Annotated in this window: 15 protein-coding genes; 1 reads left to right on the top strand and 14 read right to left on the bottom strand. The window is 40.5% G+C overall.

Annotated elements, in window-relative coordinates:
• Window positions 1-105: 105 nt before the first annotated feature.
• From moaE to I6F66_RS07545, 11 genes are all read right to left on the bottom strand, one after another.
• Window positions 106-564 (bottom strand): molybdopterin synthase catalytic subunit MoaE, encoded by a 459-nt coding sequence (gene moaE / locus I6F66_RS07595; protein WP_197159525.1) that lies wholly within the window; start codon window positions 562-564, stop codon window positions 106-108.
• A complete protein-coding gene (locus tag I6F66_RS07590) occupies window positions 564-863 on the bottom strand; it encodes a MoaD/ThiS family protein (protein ID WP_197140211.1) in 300 nt (99 codons plus the stop codon). The genes moaE and I6F66_RS07590 overlap by 1 nt, the downstream gene beginning before the upstream one ends.
• Window positions 841-1,311, bottom strand: coding sequence for a cyclic pyranopterin monophosphate synthase MoaC (moaC, locus tag I6F66_RS07585; RefSeq protein ID WP_024593775.1), 471 nt, complete (start codon window positions 1,309-1,311; stop codon window positions 841-843). Before moaC ends, I6F66_RS07590 begins: the two co-directional genes overlap by 23 nt.
• Window position 1,312: 1 nt before the next feature.
• The gene (gene moaB / locus I6F66_RS07580) at window positions 1,313-1,852 is read right to left on the bottom strand and encodes a molybdenum cofactor biosynthesis protein B (protein WP_024609783.1); all 540 of its coding nucleotides are present in this window, start codon (window positions 1,850-1,852) and stop codon (window positions 1,313-1,315) included.
• A complete protein-coding gene (locus tag I6F66_RS07575; RefSeq protein WP_197140209.1) occupies window positions 1,849-2,571 on the bottom strand; it encodes a molybdenum cofactor guanylyltransferase in 723 nt (240 codons plus the stop codon). Before I6F66_RS07575 ends, moaB begins: the two co-directional genes overlap by 4 nt.
• 1 nt (window position 2,572) lies before the next feature.
• Entirely contained in the window at window positions 2,573-3,544 is a 972-nt protein-coding gene (gene moaA, locus I6F66_RS07570) for a GTP 3',8-cyclase MoaA (RefSeq protein WP_149602496.1), read from the bottom strand.
• Between the two features lie 16 nt (window positions 3,545-3,560).
• Window positions 3,561-6,257 (bottom strand): nitrate reductase, encoded by a 2,697-nt coding sequence (locus tag I6F66_RS07565; protein ID WP_197209031.1) that lies wholly within the window; start codon window positions 6,255-6,257, stop codon window positions 3,561-3,563.
• Between the two features lie 26 nt (window positions 6,258-6,283).
• The gene (locus I6F66_RS07560; protein ID WP_197209030.1) at window positions 6,284-7,807 is read right to left on the bottom strand and encodes an FAD-dependent oxidoreductase; all 1,524 of its coding nucleotides are present in this window, start codon (window positions 7,805-7,807) and stop codon (window positions 6,284-6,286) included.
• Between the two features lie 227 nt (window positions 7,808-8,034).
• A complete protein-coding gene (locus tag I6F66_RS07555; RefSeq protein WP_197209029.1) occupies window positions 8,035-9,228 on the bottom strand; it encodes an alginate export family protein in 1,194 nt (397 codons plus the stop codon).
• Between the two features lie 9 nt (window positions 9,229-9,237).
• Window positions 9,238-10,995, bottom strand: a complete 1,758-nt coding sequence (locus I6F66_RS07550; RefSeq protein WP_101216445.1) for a bifunctional protein-serine/threonine kinase/phosphatase — start codon at window positions 10,993-10,995, stop codon at window positions 9,238-9,240.
• Between the two features lie 13 nt (window positions 10,996-11,008).
• Entirely contained in the window at window positions 11,009-12,478 is a 1,470-nt protein-coding gene (locus tag I6F66_RS07545) for a NarK family nitrate/nitrite MFS transporter (protein ID WP_007585259.1), read from the bottom strand.
• A gap of 289 nt (window positions 12,479-12,767) precedes the next feature.
• On the opposite strand from I6F66_RS07545, the gene moeB reads away from it, so the two are divergent.
• Window positions 12,768-13,526: a molybdopterin-synthase adenylyltransferase MoeB gene (gene moeB, locus I6F66_RS07540; protein ID WP_197209028.1), complete on the top strand. Its 759-nt coding sequence runs from the start codon at window positions 12,768-12,770 to the stop codon at window positions 13,524-13,526.
• Here moeB and I6F66_RS07535 read toward each other — a convergent pair whose 3' ends face one another.
• The 3 genes from I6F66_RS07535 to modA are packed head-to-tail and all read right to left on the bottom strand — an operon-like array spanning window position 13,527 to window position 15,973.
• Complete coding sequence (locus I6F66_RS07535) at window positions 13,527-14,555, bottom strand: ATP-binding cassette domain-containing protein (protein WP_197209027.1); 1,029 nt, start codon at window positions 14,553-14,555, stop codon at window positions 13,527-13,529. It abuts the gene before it with no gap.
• Window position 14,556: 1 nt separating this feature from the next.
• Complete coding sequence (modB, locus tag I6F66_RS07530) at window positions 14,557-15,234, bottom strand: molybdate ABC transporter permease subunit (RefSeq protein ID WP_002959821.1); 678 nt, start codon at window positions 15,232-15,234, stop codon at window positions 14,557-14,559.
• Window positions 15,221-15,973: a molybdate ABC transporter substrate-binding protein gene (gene modA / locus I6F66_RS07525; protein ID WP_197209026.1), complete on the bottom strand. Its 753-nt coding sequence runs from the start codon at window positions 15,971-15,973 to the stop codon at window positions 15,221-15,223. Before modA ends, modB begins: the two co-directional genes overlap by 14 nt.
• Between the last annotated feature and the right edge of the window lie 44 nt (window positions 15,974-16,017).

Genomic DNA, 16,017 nt, shown 5'->3' with positions numbered 1-16,017 from the left:
GATAACAATCTAATATTGCTGATTTATAACACGAAAAACGCAGACTTCACACGCAAACTGAGAGCTATATAACCTCTGTAGAGCACAAGTAATGAAATATCTGCATCACTTTTCCCATTTACCCAGCGCTTGTTTGTCACTTTGTTTAAACTCAACCCAGTTTGATGAGTCTTTAAAGTGCTCTTTTTTCCAAAACGTGGCGTGGTTTTTTAAATAATCCATTATAAATTGTGCGCCTTCGAACGCGGCTTGGCGATGGCGGGACGTTACGCCAACAAATACAATTTGCTCGCCAAGTGCTAAGTAACCAACGCGATGAATAATACATATTCTCGCCAGTTGCCAGCGAGTTTGTGCTTGCTCTGCAATAGATTGAAGCAGTTGCTCGGTCATACCAGGGTAGTGCTCAAGCTCAAGTGCAGTAACGTTATCGCCACTGCTGAACTCTCTTACCAATCCTGTAAAGGTGACAACAGCGCCATCGCTTTTATTATTACTACAAAGCGTATTGTGCTCGTCACCTACATTAAAATCATCGGTTTGTACTTGAATATGTATGCTCATTAGCCACCTGTAACCGGCGGGAAAAAGGCAAGCTCATCCCCTGCTTTCACTATTTCGTTGCTTGATGACATAGTTTGGTTAAGCGCTGCAAGTAGCTCACGCTCTTCAAGCCACGGTTGCCAATGCGGGTATTGGCTAACTAATCTTAATTTAAGCTCTGAAATACTAAGCGGCTGCGTAATCTCAAGGCTTAATTTACTGCACTTTAACCGCTCTTTTAGTTGCCCAAAAAACAATAACTCTACTTTTCCGGCGCTAGATATAGCATCGTTTGGATTAATCGCGTTGCCAACTGCCATTTTTGCCCCCAGCTTTTTGAGTAACGCGCATGCCGCTAATTTCCATTAGTGGGTCGGCTGCTTTACACATATCAAACAAAGTAAGCGCAGCAACAGATACCGCCGTTAGCGCTTCCATTTCGACCCCGGTTTTACCGGCAAGTTTGCAGTAGCTGGTTATTTTAATTTGGCTGTTTGCTTCATCAAGTTCAAAATCAACAGCGACTTTAGTAAGTGCAAGCGGATGACAAAGCGGAATTAAATCGGCGCACTTTTTAGCGCCTTGAATACCCGCAATACGTGCCACTCCTAACACATCGCCTTTTTTGTTTTGATTAAGCATTACTTGCTCAAAGGCAAGCTTACTCATGCTAATAAAAGCTTCAGCTGAGGCATCGCGCAGGGTTACGTCTTTGAGCGATACATCAACCATATTCGCTTGGCCGTTTTCGTCAACGTGGCTTAACATACTATTGCTCACGCGATTCACACTTTTTACCAATGGTAATGTGCGGTGCAAAGTTACACGGTTTATGCATTGAGTTAAGTTGATCTTTTATAATGCCTGTCCACGCTGTTTTACATGCGCCTGTAGAGCCTGGCATACAAAAAATAACCGTGTTGTTAGCAAGTCCTGCCAGTGCACGTGATTGAATAGTTGAGTTACCAATTTCACCGTACGATATATGTCTAAATAACTCGCCAAAGCCGTCTACGCTTTTATCAAACAGCGGCGCAAATGCCTCAGGTGTTGAATCACGTTCGGTAAATCCTGTACCACCAGTCACTAAAATAGCGTGAATGGTGTCGTCGGCTATCCACTGCGATGCAATAGCGCGCATTTGGTAAACATCATCTTTTACAATTTCTTTATCTGCTAAGTGATGACCCGCCTCAGTTAGCGCTTTAATTAAGTAATGACCAGAAGTATCGGTAATCGCATCGCGCGTGTCGCTTACTGTAAGTACGGCAATGTTTAAAGGTATTTGTGTATCGCTTGTGTGGCTCATAATGTTCTTCTCAATTGGTTAATGCTTAGGTCAAAATGCTCATTTACAGCTTTAAATTGCGCCGGTGTATTGGTGTTTATTAATGCATGCGCTTTATTACATAAAAGCGTTTGCACACCAATGCTTTGGGTAAACTGTTTTATTGATTTATGACTGTTTGCGTTTGTGAGTATGTGTTTTAAATGATTTTTTACACTGCTTGTATTACGAATATACAGCGGTAGCGGTTCATTTTCAAAGTGCCAAGCATGTATTTGTGACTGATTTAATTGATTGCTCACACTTTGTACGTTATTTGACTGAGAAGCCAGCACTATTGTGCTTAACAAACTCCTCGTAAGTAGAGGCATATCTACCGCAGTAATAAGTAAATCGTGCTCGGTGGCTATTAATGTTGAGTAAATTCCGCCAAGGGGTCCACTATTTGGGTATATATCTTTAACGTACTTTTCTGAGGGATAATCACTCGGTGAATAATGGTTCAATGACTTGACTGGATTTGTAACGTTGCGGCTTACCAATATGTTTTTAGCGCCTACCTCTTTTAATAAATCACACGCATTTTGCAATAGCGTTTTATTTTTTAAAACTAAATCGGCTTTGTCTGTGCCCATTCTTGATGACTTACCACCAGCAAGCACAACACCTGTAAAATCTCGCTTAACTTTTATATTAGCTTTTATATTAGCTTTTATATGAGTATTCACATCAGCTCCCATATTAGCCGCCTAACATGGCTAAGTGAGTTGTCGCACCTGTTAGACGCTTATCTAGCTCATGGCTTATTTCTTTATTGCCCATAGCGGCTCGAATTGCCTTTACGGTCGCTGCAGTATCATCCTCGTTTAGCAGTTCGCGTAAATCTATACCTTGCTCGGCAAACAAGCATAAGTGTAATTTACCCAGCGCCGACACCCTTAAGCGATTACAGCTTTTACAAAAGTCTTTACTGTACGGCATTATTAAACCAATACGACCATCGTAATCAGGATGACAAAATTCCTCAGCGGGTCCGTTTAATTTACCCCTAACTACTTGTAACCAACCTTGGTCGAGTAATTGGGCTTTAACCGTTTGCCCACTTAAGTGGTTTTCTTCAAAAAAGGTGGCGCCGTCACCGGTTTCCATTAATTCTATAAAGCGTACCGTAACTTTGTGGTGCTTTACCCACGCTAAAAAATCCTTCAATTGGTTTTTATTAAACTGCTTCGCAAGCACTGCATTTATTTTTATGTCTTTTATGCCCAGCTCTACCGCGCGTTCAATCCCTTTTAAAATAAGGTTAAGTTTGTCGTGCCCTGTTATGAGTTTAAACATACTCGGATTTAAACTATCAATACTGACATTAAGCGCATCAAGCCCTGCTTCAGCAAATTCATCAATTTTCTTTAATAAATTAAATCCGTTTGTAGTAATAGCTACTTTTTCTATGCCGGGCGTGTTTTTACAAAGCTTTATAATATCGGTTACGTCGTTTCGCAAGCATGGTTCGCCACCTGTAATACGCACTTTTTTAGTACCAAGCTCTGCAAACGCATTTACTAACGTGCTAATTTCGTTTTTATTTAAAAAATTACGCGGCGTATCGCACTGATACCCGTTTGGTAAACAATAACTACAACTAAAATTACATACATCGGTTATTGAGAGGCGCAAATAGTTAAACTGCCGACCAAATTGATCATTAAGCATATGCTTCCTTTTTTCTTTACATTACAACCGCAACATCAATGCTGCTAGAACCTGCTTTGTAATGTTGTTTTATTAATTGGCTTAATTGTGTTTTACACGAACCGCAGTTCGTCCCACATTTAAGTTCAGACCCCAATTGCTCGACTGTGTTTGCACCGTTTTTAATGGCGTTTATAATTGGCTGCTCTCTTACTTTAAAGCAGCTACACACTTGCGCGCCTTGGGTAAATTCTTCATCGGGGGTTGCATAAAGCAAAGACTGTAACTGTGTAAAAGTCAGTAATGGCTCTGCAAATAAATGGTTTATCCACTCAAGTGATATTTCTTTTTGTTCATTAGAAATAACACCAACAAACGCTAATTGATCGTTTTGAATACACTGCACATGTATGGCTTTTGCCGTATTCATAGCCGACCACTGCCCTTGTAAACCGGTTAAGGTTTGGCAGTAATACAGTAAATCACTTTTTGGTTCATTAAGCGCCAATTGGTAATTAAAGCAATTACTTGCATTAACTTTGAGCCAAAAATCACTGTCTATAACAAGTTCGTTTTTAGCAAACAGCTGCATATATTGCACAAAGGGTGCTTTAACTATATTAACAGCGCCGTGTTTGCACTCAGCCTGACCAGATAGAGGGTCAACTACCGATTGATACAACCCACTTACTGTTGCTGATGATGCAAATTGCTTGTTCCAATGAATAGGCATAAAGCATTCACCTTTTCGCACGGCATCGGTTACTTTTGCATGCGCGGTAACCTGCCCAGTTTGGGCAATCGCACTTATTAAATCGTTTTGTTTAATTGCTAATTTACTGGCATCAAGCGGATTAATTTCAATGTACGGGCGTGTAATATGCGATGAAAGCGCAGTGCTTTTACCCGTGCGGCTCATGGTATGCCATTGGTCTCGTATACGCCCTGAGTTCATTACAAACGGATAATCGCTTGATGTTTTTTGTACCGGTAATTGTGGCGTTATGGGTATAAAGCGCGCTTTTTTATCAGCGGTGCTAAATTGGTTATCTGTAAAAACCTGACCATTTTTATAAGGCTGATTTTTAACAACAGGCCACATAATGGGTTTTAAATTATCATACTGATTTTGTGTGAGCCCAACTAAACCAGAGAGATTTAATAATCGGCTGCCGTTATTTTCAAAGTCGGTTAATTGTGCCCATTCTTCAAAAATGCCACTTGGGTCTGTAAAATCAAACCCTTCAAAGCCCATTTTTTTAGCGACTTCGCACATAATTTGCCAATCGTTTTTAGCTCCCGAATAAGGTGCTAATAAAGGGCGCTGCCTTGATATTCTGCGCTCTGAGTTAGTTACTGTACCGTTTTTTTCGCCCCATCCGGTTGATGGAAAAGCAACATTGGCAAACTTTAACGTATCACTTTTTGCAATACAGTCAGATACAACCACCAGCTCGCAGTTCTCTAATGCTTTTTTAATTGCGGCGTTGTTGGGCAAGCTCACCATTGGGTTTGTTGCCATTATCCACACTGCTTTTATTTTGCCTGCGGCTATTTGATCAAACATATCGATGGCATTGCTGCCTGCTTTTTTAGCAATAGTTGGCGAGAGCCAAAAACGTTGCACAAGTGATTGATGCTCTGCGTTTTCAATATCTAAATGCGCCGCTAACTGATTAGCCAAACCACCTACTTCGCGCCCGCCCATCGCATTGGGTTGCCCAGTAATCGAAAACGGACCGCTACCTGGCTTAAGTAATTTACCTGAGGCTAAATGCGCATTAATAATGGCGTTGCATTTATCTACACCCGAACTTGACTGATTTATACCCATTGAATAAAAGCTAATCGCACTTGGGCTGTTAGCAAATAGCGCGTAAAACTCAGTGACTTGCTCAATTGCTATATCGCAAAAGTCGCTAACTGCCTCACAGCTCCATTTTGTTGCCTCTTGCAGTGCGCTTTCAAAGCCGTTTGTGTGCTGAGCAATAAATTGCGTGTCGAGGTGGTTATACTCATTTAAATAATTAAGCAAACCGTTATAAAGCGCAGCGTCACTACCTGGTTTTATATTTAAAAATGTGTCGGCAAGCTCAGCGGTGTCGGTTTTACGCGGATCAATAACCACCACTTTCATATTTGGGTTAAGTTGCTTTGCACGCTCCATTCGCTGATACAAAACAGGATGAGTCCATGCGGCATTAGAGCCAATTAAAATAAGTAACTCAGTTTGCTCTAAATCCTCGTAGGTACACGGCACTACGTCTTCACCAAAAGCGCGTTTATAACCAGCCACAGCAGATGACATACACAGGCGCGAATTTGTATCAATATTGCCTGAGCCTATGTAGCCTTTCATTAATTTATTAGCGATGTAGTAATCTTCAGTAAGTAACTGCCCCGATACATAAAAAGCCACCGCATCGGGTCCGTGCTTTTGTATTATGTCGTTAAATTTATTGGCAACGTGGTCGGTTGCTTCATCCCACGTAACGGATTGGTTATTAATAAGAGGCGACGTTAAGCGATTATCACTGCCTGTTGTGTCAAGCAAATGCGTGCCTTTTACACATAAACGACCAAAGTTTGCGGGATGCTCTCGCATGCCTTCAAGCTTGGTTGGCACATTATTAAAAAGTGAAATATCAACACCACACCCTACACCACAGTAAGCACATGTTGTTTGTTTTAAACTCGTTTTATTTATAGTTGGTGACGTGTTTGCGGTTGCCATACTGCTCTCTTTTAGTGTGCTTTAATTTATGCGGGCTGTTTTACAGGCTCATTAAGGGTAACTACGTTAATAGTGTTACTTGCTTTAGCGAGTGCGCTGCTTATTACGTTTTGAACGAGTTTTTCACAACCACCACAGCCTGTACTGGCTTTGGTGCTTTGCTGCACACTTGCCAAATCTATGCAGCCTTTAGCGACTGTTTGTTCAATGGTGTGTTTAGTTACTTTATGACAAGCGCAAATAATGGCGTCATCAGGCAAGTCATCGGCGCTTAGCTCTGCTATGTCGCCAGCAAGGGGCATAATGAGCGCTTCTGGGGCGGTGGTAAGTTCAATGTCGTTTAAATGATATTGCAGTAAATTATCGTAATCGCTGGTATCGCCAACAAGCACGGCGCCAATCAGCTTATTACTTTGTGAATTAGTGACTACTTTTTTATAAATACCATTGGGTTGATCTTCAAAATAATAGCTTATTGCACCTTCGCTGCGTGCATGTGCATCGCCAATAGAGCCTACTTCAACACCCATTAATTTAAGCTTGGTGCTCATATCGGCACCACTGAACTCATCGGCTTTATTGTCTAAGCCATTACTTTGCAAGGAACCTTGCTGGGTCTGTTGTAAAATATGCCCAACTGCAATTTTAGCCATGGCGTAACCGGGTGCCACTAAGCCAAAAATAAAATTATTCCACAGTGCACATTCACCAATTGCGTATATGTTTTTATCGCTCGTTTGGCAGTGGTTATTAATTACAATACCGCCGCGCTCGCCTAACTCTAAATTAAACTCGCGGGCTAAATTATCATAAGGGCGAATACCTGCTGAGAATACAATCATATCGGTTTCAAGGGTTTTGCCGCCTTTAAAACACATTTTGTAACGGCAACTTTCACCTTCTACTATTTCCTCAGTCGCCACTGACGTATGTACAGTAACGCCCAAATCTGTAATTTTGTTTTTTAGTAACCGACCGCCCCCCGCATCAACTTGTACACCCATAAGTTGCGGTGCAAATTCTATTACGTGAGTCTGTAAACCCAATTGCTTTAATGCGTTTGCAGCCTCAAGACCCAGTAAACCGCCACCAATTACCACGCCTACTTTACTACCGTGGGCTGAGTTTTTTATTGCGTGTAAATCGTTAATGGTTCGATAAACAAGGCAATGCTCACGATCTTTACCCGGTATAGGAGGTACAAATGGAAATGAACCTGTAGCAAGCACAAGCTTGTCGTATTCAAACGACTCCCCTTTAGCGGTCGTTACAGTTTGCGCATCACGATTTATGTCAACCACTTTAGAATGAGTATGAAAGCGTACTTGCCAATCGTCATAGGTTTTATTGCATGTAAGTGCGAGGTCGTCTGCGGTTTTGCCTTTAAAAAAAGAGGATAGTTGCACGCGGTCATACGCTAAACGGTCTTCACCGCTCAATACGGTAATTTCAAATTGCTCATCAGCTTGATTTTGAGAAACCAGCTGCTGCACAAAATGGTGCCCCACCATTCCGTTTCCTACCACTACAACACGCTGCTTGCTTAGCATTTACTCACCTTAAAATGATATCTACTTTAGTAATTGACTAAAATTGAAATCGAATGATTTGTTATAGGATTGTTATAGCAATATGTAAGCCAAATATATAAGCATTTAAAATCAGCAAGTTGCCTAAATTGGTGCAGGGGTGAAAAGCATAAAGCTCAACAAGATGGTGCAATTGCACCATCTTGTGTCGCTATAAATTACAAGTGAATATTAGAAGATAAAGAGGATTAAAATTTAGCGCTCATCCATACCCACAATTTTTGAGTATCGACTTTATTAGCAGCGGTATCGCCCGCTGAGTAATCAGCGTATTTAACACCCACTGCGTATTGTTTATTAATAGGTTTAACGTATTGTACGTTTAGTTCAGTACCTAAATCGTCAACCCCATTTGATTGCTCATTAGCATCAAAACTGTGATAAGCCACCAGCCATTTTCCGTCAAACGCTTTACCATTTAAGCTTATGTAAGTGTCGTCCAAGCCTTGTGCGGGTGTATTTAAAAATGTATCTGCCCAACCATTAAATTTATGTAACGTGGCAAGCGGTGTTTCAAACCCGTAATCGCCATTATCAGAGCCAAGTGACTCTATGCCAACTTTTAATGTTACTGTTTTTATACCCAAACCATTTAAATCAACAGCGCCTTCAAGTGCATAGTAATCGGCATCAAAATCACTCACGCTTGTTGAGGCAGACTGCGTTGCATACTCCGCTTTGTAATAAAATTTTATGTCGTTTAGGGTTTTATTACCGTTAAAAGAGACGCCATAAGTGTCTAAACTGTCGTCTTGTAGTGCATCGTCACTTAATAAGTAACTGTATAAAACCACTTTACCGTAGTCTGTTTTAAAGCTTGCATTAATAAGATGATCGGACGATTTAATGTCTTTATCGTCAGCAAATATGCGGTTACGCTTATTTAAATAACTGTATTGTAAATCTATGTTATTAAATGCGTAATTAATGGTTGCTGCATCAAAGGTTTGTCTGTCTTGGCGCCAACCTACGTGCCCAACAAAACGCTGCCCATCAAGGGCTATTACTTGGCGTCCTACTTTTAGCGATAGACCATCGCGGGCATATTTAACAAAACCTTGGTCTATCTCAGTGCTTTCTGGGTCTGCAATAACAGAATAATTAGTGTTTTTCCCCACCGTATTGTTGTAATCATCTACGCCCAATAGGCTGCGAGTGTCTTCTACTTCAATAACGGCTGAAAAACCATTAACCTCATCTGTTTGATGCATTAAGCGAGTTCTAAGTGTTAAGCCGCTTGCATCTTTTAAAGCATTATCTTGATCAACGCTTTCAAAACGCAGTCTAAAATCAAGATCAGTTTGCGAAGCTTGGCTTATTGAAGGCGCAGTGAAGCAACCCAGTATAAAAATAATAGGTAAGCTGTTCTTATAGTTAAGCATTTTGGTTCTCTAAGTTTTAATTATTAATACACATACCAAAGCAATAAATAAACACAGCGAAATACATTTCCACACCATAACTGGATCGCGTTTCATTATTGAACTTTTATTAGCGGTACTTTCTAAATAAGGATTAGGTTTGTTGATATCGTTTATAAACTCAGAAAAAGCTTGGTATCTGAGCTCTGGTTTAGGGGCAAGCGCCTTCATAAGGGCTTGATCTAACCAAAACGGAATATCGGCTCTGTATTTACGAATACTTGTGTAGTGCCAATGGCTGTAATCTTTTGGCGCTACGTGGTTAAGTGGCAGTGGTTTATAAGGCAATTTTGAGCACAATAACTCGTATGCAATAACGCCAAGTGAAAACAAATCACTTTTAAAATCGGCGTGCATAGTAATAAGTGTTTCGGGTGCGGTGTAGTCGGCAGTGCCTTGCGGGCAATCATCCGCAATTTGTTTAACCGACTCGTCCATAGCCGCAACACTTACGGTGCCGTAATCAATGAGCGTTACTTTACCGTGCGCATCTATCATTACGTTATCAAGTTTTAAATCGCGATGCACCATATCGAGTCGCTGAAACGCCCTTAGTGCATGTACTATTTGTTCAATAATACTGCGTACTTGGGTTATTTCTGGGTGCGGGACGTCGTGCTTCCAATCACTGAGTGTTTGCCCGTCCATGTACTCACAAATATGATACAAAAAACGACTTTGCGATTGCGTACTCAGTACTTTCATCACATTTAAATGGTTTATGCGTTGCCCTACCCAGCCTTCTCTTATAAAGCCTTGAAGATAGTGCACATCGTCTTCAAAATTAACCGAAGGTGCTTTTAAAACCACTGGCGGTATATCGGGCGCTTGTTGCACTAAATAAATATGCGAGCGACTACTGGCATGCAATTTACGGATAACCGTGTAGTCATCAATTTTTTGTCCAACATTAAGCGCAGGTGGAATTTTTCGTCGTGTTAGCGAATGATAAAGCTCATCTAACTTTTGCTCGGCAATATTTTCTACTTTTACAAGCAAACAACTTACGTTGTCGTCACTACCTCGCGCTAATGCAAGTTCGGTAATTGCTTTAGCTGCATTTTCTAAATTAGTGTGATCTAAATTAACGTGTTCATTAATTAATTTAGCTATATCACTACTTGGGAGCACATCGTGTACACCATCGCAGGTTAATATATAAATATCGTCTGCTTTTAGGTCAACTTCGTATACATCTATTTCTTGATGAAGTTGTGCGCCAAGTGCACGTGTTAGCGTATCATTTACTTTGTGATCCCGTGTTATTGCCTCTATTTTATTTCCTCGTAGGCGGGTAATACGCGTATCACCTAAGTGAAATATATAACCCGTTGCCGACTTTAAAATAAGTGCTGTAAAAGTGGTCATCCAATCGGCTTGGCGTTGACCAAGGTGATTGTAATTAACTGATTGCGAATAAAGCCACTGATTTAAACTTGCTAACACCTTCGACACTGACTTTTTAACCGCCCAACTTTCGGGGGTATTTAAATACTCATTTATAAAATGAGTAACCGAAAGTTGAGACGCTTGTTTCGCATTTTTTGCTGATGAACACCCATCGGCTAAGCAGGCAATAACGCCTTTAGACTCTTTTTCTTGCGCTTTGGTATTAAGAGCAGCAAACGCATCTTGGTTTTCTGCTTTTAACCCTTTAGCACTGTGCCCGCCAAATGAAACGTTGAGTTCATTTTTTAGCGCTTTAGCGTGGAGTGTTTCATCAAACATAGTCAATAATGCCTTAAGTCACTGAAATAAGTTCAACGGTGCCGTCTTCATTTACTTCGGTAATATGGCCATCAGGTTCTTTCATAAAAAACAGTGCGCCCAAGCCAAGTAATGCACTACCCGCAATAATGAAAAAGAAGGTTTGATAATCAACAAGTGACAATGCCGTTAAGTAAACTACTGCACCAACATTACCGTATGCGCCTGTCATACCTGCAATTTGCCCTGTTAAACGACGCTTAATTAGTGGTACTGCGGCAAATACAGCGCCTTCACCAGCTTGCACAAAGAACGAACATGCCATAGCAGCTACTACAGCAAGCCATAAAGGCCACGATGCATCAACCAAGCCCATTACAAAATAACCAACAGCAAGACCCATCGTAAGTACAATAAGTGTTATACGACGACCTAATTTATCTGAAATCCAACCGCCACCAGGGCGAGATGCTAAGTTCATGAATGCATAAGCAGAGGCTAGAATACCGGCATACACCATATCAAGCGCAAACACATCCATAAAAAACAGCGGCAACATAGAGACAACCGCAAGCTCAGAACCAAAAGTTGTAAAATATAAAATATTTAAAACAGCCACTTGCTTAAACTCATAACGATGCGACTCAGGTACTGGCTCTTTAAAAATATGACCATTTACGTCAAAGGTTTTATACACTTCGTAAATATAAAGTAGGACTAAAAAAGCATACACAGCAAGTACAAAATTAGCCGAAATTAGGTTAGCTCCAGTTGGCGAAAGCTTCCAAGTAAGTAGTGCTAATGCGCCGTACATAGGGATTTTCATAATAAGCAGTAATACAAAGTCGCCTTTACTGGTAACTTCCATTGCGCCTACTTTTTTAGGTTTAAAGTAAGTACCGCCTTTTGGCGTATCGGTTACATTTAAATACCAAATAACACCAAATATAACGCTTAATACACCGGTTAAACCTACTGCATAACGCCAACCGTCTTCGCCACCAAACATTAGTGCAATAATTGGCAATAACATAGCCGCTGCTGCTGAACCAAAGTTACCCCAACCGCCATAAATACCTTCCGCTATACCCAACTCATTAGCAGGAAACCATTCACTCACCATACGAATGCCCACAACAAAGCCAGCACCAATAAAGCCTAAAGCAAAACGCGCTATTGCGGCTTGCTCAAATGTGGTTGCCATAGCAAACATAAAACATGGAATACTACAGCTAATAAGTAGTGCCGCATAAACAATACGGGGACCAAATTTATCGGTTAGCATACCCACCACAACACGCGCTGGAATAGTTAACGCTACATTTAAAATTAGTAATGTTTTAACTTGTGCCATGGTGATCCCAAGTGAACCCGCTATGGCACCTAATAAAGGAGCATGGTTAAACCATACAAAAAATGACACAAAAAAGACCATCCAACTCAGATGCAATACTTTCATTTTTCCGCTAAACGATATTAGGTTAAACCCAGAACTCGGTTGCATGTTTATTTTCCTCGTAAACGTATTATTGTTTTATTAATGCCCCACCCTTTTATATGAGTAGCAGCCCAATGTTTGTTAAATTTAAGTTAACCCGATATAGCAATTACTGAGCCACTAATTAAAAACCATAAATTTCATATGGTTACATGCAACAGTTGTTTTTATACGTTATAGTTGCACTATATGAGTGAAGGGCTCTGGGTTGTTAGAGTGCAAATAAAAAGCGTTACTACTTGCTCTTGGATTTAACAACTTGGTATTGTTCAAAAAAAGTATGAGAAGTTTGAAAATGCAAAAAACACCATTAACTTACCAGCAGCAACTGCGCTATTCTCGGCACATTATGCTGCCGCAGCTTGATATAGACGGACAAGAGCGACTATGGCAATCGCATGCTTTAATTATTGGTGTGGGTGGGCTTGGGTGTGCGGTAGGTCAATACTTAGCGGCATCTGGCGTTGGGACGCTTACCTTAGTTGATAACGATGAAATAGACGTGACCAACCTGCAAAGACAAATACTGTATAAAGAAAGTGATATTGGTAGTTCAAAATGCAGTGCTGCTAAAAAACAGCTTAACGCGCTTAATAGTGAAATAGACATAAACACCATTGAGGCATTTTTTGATGCAAGTACCTCTACAGAACAATTATTTAATAACATTGATATAGTGATTGATTGCTCAGATAACCTAGCAACGCGCAATGCACTTAATAGCGCCTGTTTTAAAGCTAAAGTTCCGCTAGTGTCAGGCTCTGCAATACGTATGGAAGGACAAGTCGCGTGTTTTACTATGGATGAAAACAGCCATTGTTATGGCTGTTTATCGCAATTTTTTAGTGAACAAACACAAAGCTGCTCAGAATCCGGTGTGCTTTCCCCAATTGTGGGGCTAATAGGCAGTATTCAGGCTACTGAAGCGCTAAAAATGCTTGCTGGTTTACCCTGCAGCTTAAGCGAACACTTATTGCTGGTAGATGGTTTAAGCATGGAGTTTAATCGTTTTAAAATAGCTAAAAACAGTCAATGTGCGGTGTGCAGCATTTAGTTATTCTAGATTACTGATTGTTGTATAAAGCACATCGCCCACTTTAAAGTCGTTTTTGTCCCACACTCGTCTTGATGCCAAGCAATACAATGTTTGCCCATCTACATTAAGCGTTAGCTGCCACTTATTATTAATAAGCTCAGCCTGAGTTAATACCGACTTTAAAACATTACTGTGCGTTGTTTGCTCAGGCTTTAACGCACTAAACGACATTTGCTCACTTTCTATAATTAGCTTATTACTGCTATCTACAAGTGCAGGAAGCACAAAAAGCGGCTGCTCACTTTGCTGTAATTGCAGTTGATATAGCCCGTAGTCTTCATCAAATTTAACCACATTGTAATTAATTAAGCTCAGCGGTGTTTGTCTATCGTTTGCATAAATAGCTTTTGCAACGTGTGCACTTGCACCTTGGTTTATCACCTTACCTTTATCAAGCTGAATAAGGGTATCGCAGCAAAATAGCAGCTCTTTTAATGAGTGACTTACTATTATAAATTTAATATTAAACTTAACTGCAAACTCGCTAAGTTTAGTGAGCGTTTTAAAACGCAATGACCAATCAAGCGCACTAAAAGGCTCATCAAGCATTATAAATTTTTGACCGGCAAGCAAAGTGCGCGCAAATACTACACGTTGGCGTTCGCCGCCCGATAAGCTTTGTACGTCACGGTTTAGTAAGTCTTGTAATTTAAGCGCTTTAACAACGTATTCTGACGTTAAGCTGGTTTGTTTATTCCCGCAGTGTTTTTCTGTAAACGCTAAATTACCTGCCACATCTAAATGAGGAAACAACGGGCACGATTGCAACTGAAGCGTTATACCGCGTTTATCGCTTGGCAGCTCATGCACTGGCTGATTGTTTACATAAACATTTTTTGCCGGCTCTAAACCGCTAATACAACGCAGCAATGTTGACTTACCCGAGCCAGAAGGCCCGTAAACACCGAGTACATTAAACGACTCAAGCTCAAGGTTTATATCTAAATCAAAATTATTGAGTGCTTTAAAAAGGCTTAACTTAATCATGTTATTGCTTAACCCCTACAATGCTTTTATTAAACTTAAATAACAGCACTAAACAGGCAAACGAAATAGCCAGTAAAATAAGTGAAAGCTGATGCGCCGCCGTATAATTTAACGATTCAACATGGTCATAAAGCGCAATAGACACCACCTGTGTTTGCCCCTGAATATTACCGCCAATCATTAATACCAAACCAAACTCACCCAATGTATGCGCAAAGCCTAAAGCAAATGCGCTACCAATACTGGGTTTTAAAAGCGGAATAATTAAATGCACAAAGCGTTTAAACGGGCTTAACCCAAGCGCAATGGCAGCTTCGTTATAGGTTTGATTAATATGCTTAAACCCAGCCACAAGAGGCTGCATTACAAAAGGCAGCGAATAAAAAAGCGAGCCAATAACCACGCCCTGAAAACTAAACGCAAGCTGAGTACCCGTTAGCCAAAACCAAAACTGCCCAAAAGCGTGATCAGGCGAAAACAAAACAAGTAAGTAAAACCCTAATAACGTAGGCGGCAGCACTAAAGGCATTGCAATTAATGCCTCTAAAAATGGTTTAAATTTACCGTTATAGCCAGCGAGCTTGTAAGCCAGTGGAATGCAAAAAACAAGAAGGAGCACTGCGGTTATAAAGGCAAGTTTTATAGTTAACCACAGCGCGGTTAAATCACTTTGAAGCATTGTTGTCCTTTATTCTGTAACCTAATTCAATTAACTGTTGCTGCGTAGCCTGCGTCATTAAAAATTGCATAAGTTGCTTAGCGCTAGCATGCTTTTTAGTCGAGCTAATAATAACGCCTTGTTGAATTATATCGGGATATTGATTGGTAGGCAGCACGGTGTAATCTAAATATTTTTGATCTTGCGTGTTACTGTAAGCTGCCTTTAGTGATGAAACAGCCACCAGCCCTACTCCTACATTACCGCTTTCAACAAACTGAAAAGCATGCGTAATATTATTACCGTACACATAATTTACTGGCTTTTTAAAATGGTTATTAGCGTAGTGCTCTGAGGCACGCCCGTATGGTGAAAAGCGCGGATTAGCAATGGCTACTTTATCATTTACTTTTTCAGCTTTTGGTTGCCACAAAGCAAGTTCGCCTAACGCGTAAGTGATTAAACTACTTTGCTCGGCATAGCCTTCTTTAATAAGTGATTGCGGTCGAAAATCGTCAGCCGATAAAAACACATCAAATGGCGCGCCATGCACTATTTGCGAATATAAAACACCGCTAGAAGCGGCTGATATTTTCACGTCAACATTAGGTAATGGGGATTTTTTTAGTAGGGTTTGCAATACAGTTTTAAAATTACTCGCTACGGCTACTTGCAGCGTTTCTTTTGCGTTTACGCCGCACGAAAGCATGCATGCGATAAGCAAAAAATAACCCAACCATGTATTGTAAAGCTTTGACATTATAAGTATTGTTTCAAAATAAAATGATTTAAGTAAGCAATATA

The organism is Pseudoalteromonas sp. NZS100_1, from assembly GCF_015864285.1.
GTDB classification, from domain to species: Bacteria; Pseudomonadota; Gammaproteobacteria; order Enterobacterales; family Alteromonadaceae; genus Pseudoalteromonas; species Pseudoalteromonas arctica.
This window is presented reverse-complemented; position numbering and strand designations above follow the sequence as displayed.

Coding starts and splice junctions, on each gene's coding strand:
- moaA (WP_149602496.1), bottom strand. CDS start 3,544: ATGCTTAATGATCAATTTGGTCGGCAGTTTAACTATTTGCGCCTCTCA.
- I6F66_RS07550 (WP_101216445.1), bottom strand. CDS start 10,995: ATGTTTGATGAAACACTCCACGCTAAAGCGCTAAAAAATGAACTCAAC.
- I6F66_RS07575 (WP_197140209.1), bottom strand. CDS start 2,571: ATGGGAGCTGATGTGAATACTCATATAAAAGCTAATATAAAAGCTAAT.
- modA (WP_197209026.1), bottom strand. CDS start 15,973: ATGTCAAAGCTTTACAATACATGGTTGGGTTATTTTTTGCTTATCGCA.
- I6F66_RS07535 (WP_197209027.1), bottom strand. CDS start 14,555: ATGATTAAGTTAAGCCTTTTTAAAGCACTCAATAATTTTGATTTAGAT.
- I6F66_RS07560 (WP_197209030.1), bottom strand. CDS start 7,807: ATGCTAAGCAAGCAGCGTGTTGTAGTGGTAGGAAACGGAATGGTGGGG.
- modB (WP_002959821.1), bottom strand. CDS start 15,234: ATGCTTCAAAGTGATTTAACCGCGCTGTGGTTAACTATAAAACTTGCC.
- I6F66_RS07565 (WP_197209031.1), bottom strand. CDS start 6,257: ATGGCAACCGCAAACACGTCACCAACTATAAATAAAACGAGTTTAAAA.
- moaB (WP_024609783.1), bottom strand. CDS start 1,852: ATGAGCCACACAAGCGATACACAAATACCTTTAAACATTGCCGTACTT.
- moeB (WP_197209028.1), top strand. CDS start 12,768: ATGCAAAAAACACCATTAACTTACCAGCAGCAACTGCGCTATTCTCGG.
- I6F66_RS07555 (WP_197209029.1), bottom strand. CDS start 9,228: ATGCTTAACTATAAGAACAGCTTACCTATTATTTTTATACTGGGTTGC.
- moaE (WP_197159525.1), bottom strand. CDS start 564: ATGAGCATACATATTCAAGTACAAACCGATGATTTTAATGTAGGTGAC.
- I6F66_RS07590 (WP_197140211.1), bottom strand. CDS start 863: ATGGCAGTTGGCAACGCGATTAATCCAAACGATGCTATATCTAGCGCC.
- moaC (WP_024593775.1), bottom strand. CDS start 1,311: ATGTTAAGCCACGTTGACGAAAACGGCCAAGCGAATATGGTTGATGTA.
- I6F66_RS07545 (WP_007585259.1), bottom strand. CDS start 12,478: ATGCAACCGAGTTCTGGGTTTAACCTAATATCGTTTAGCGGAAAAATG.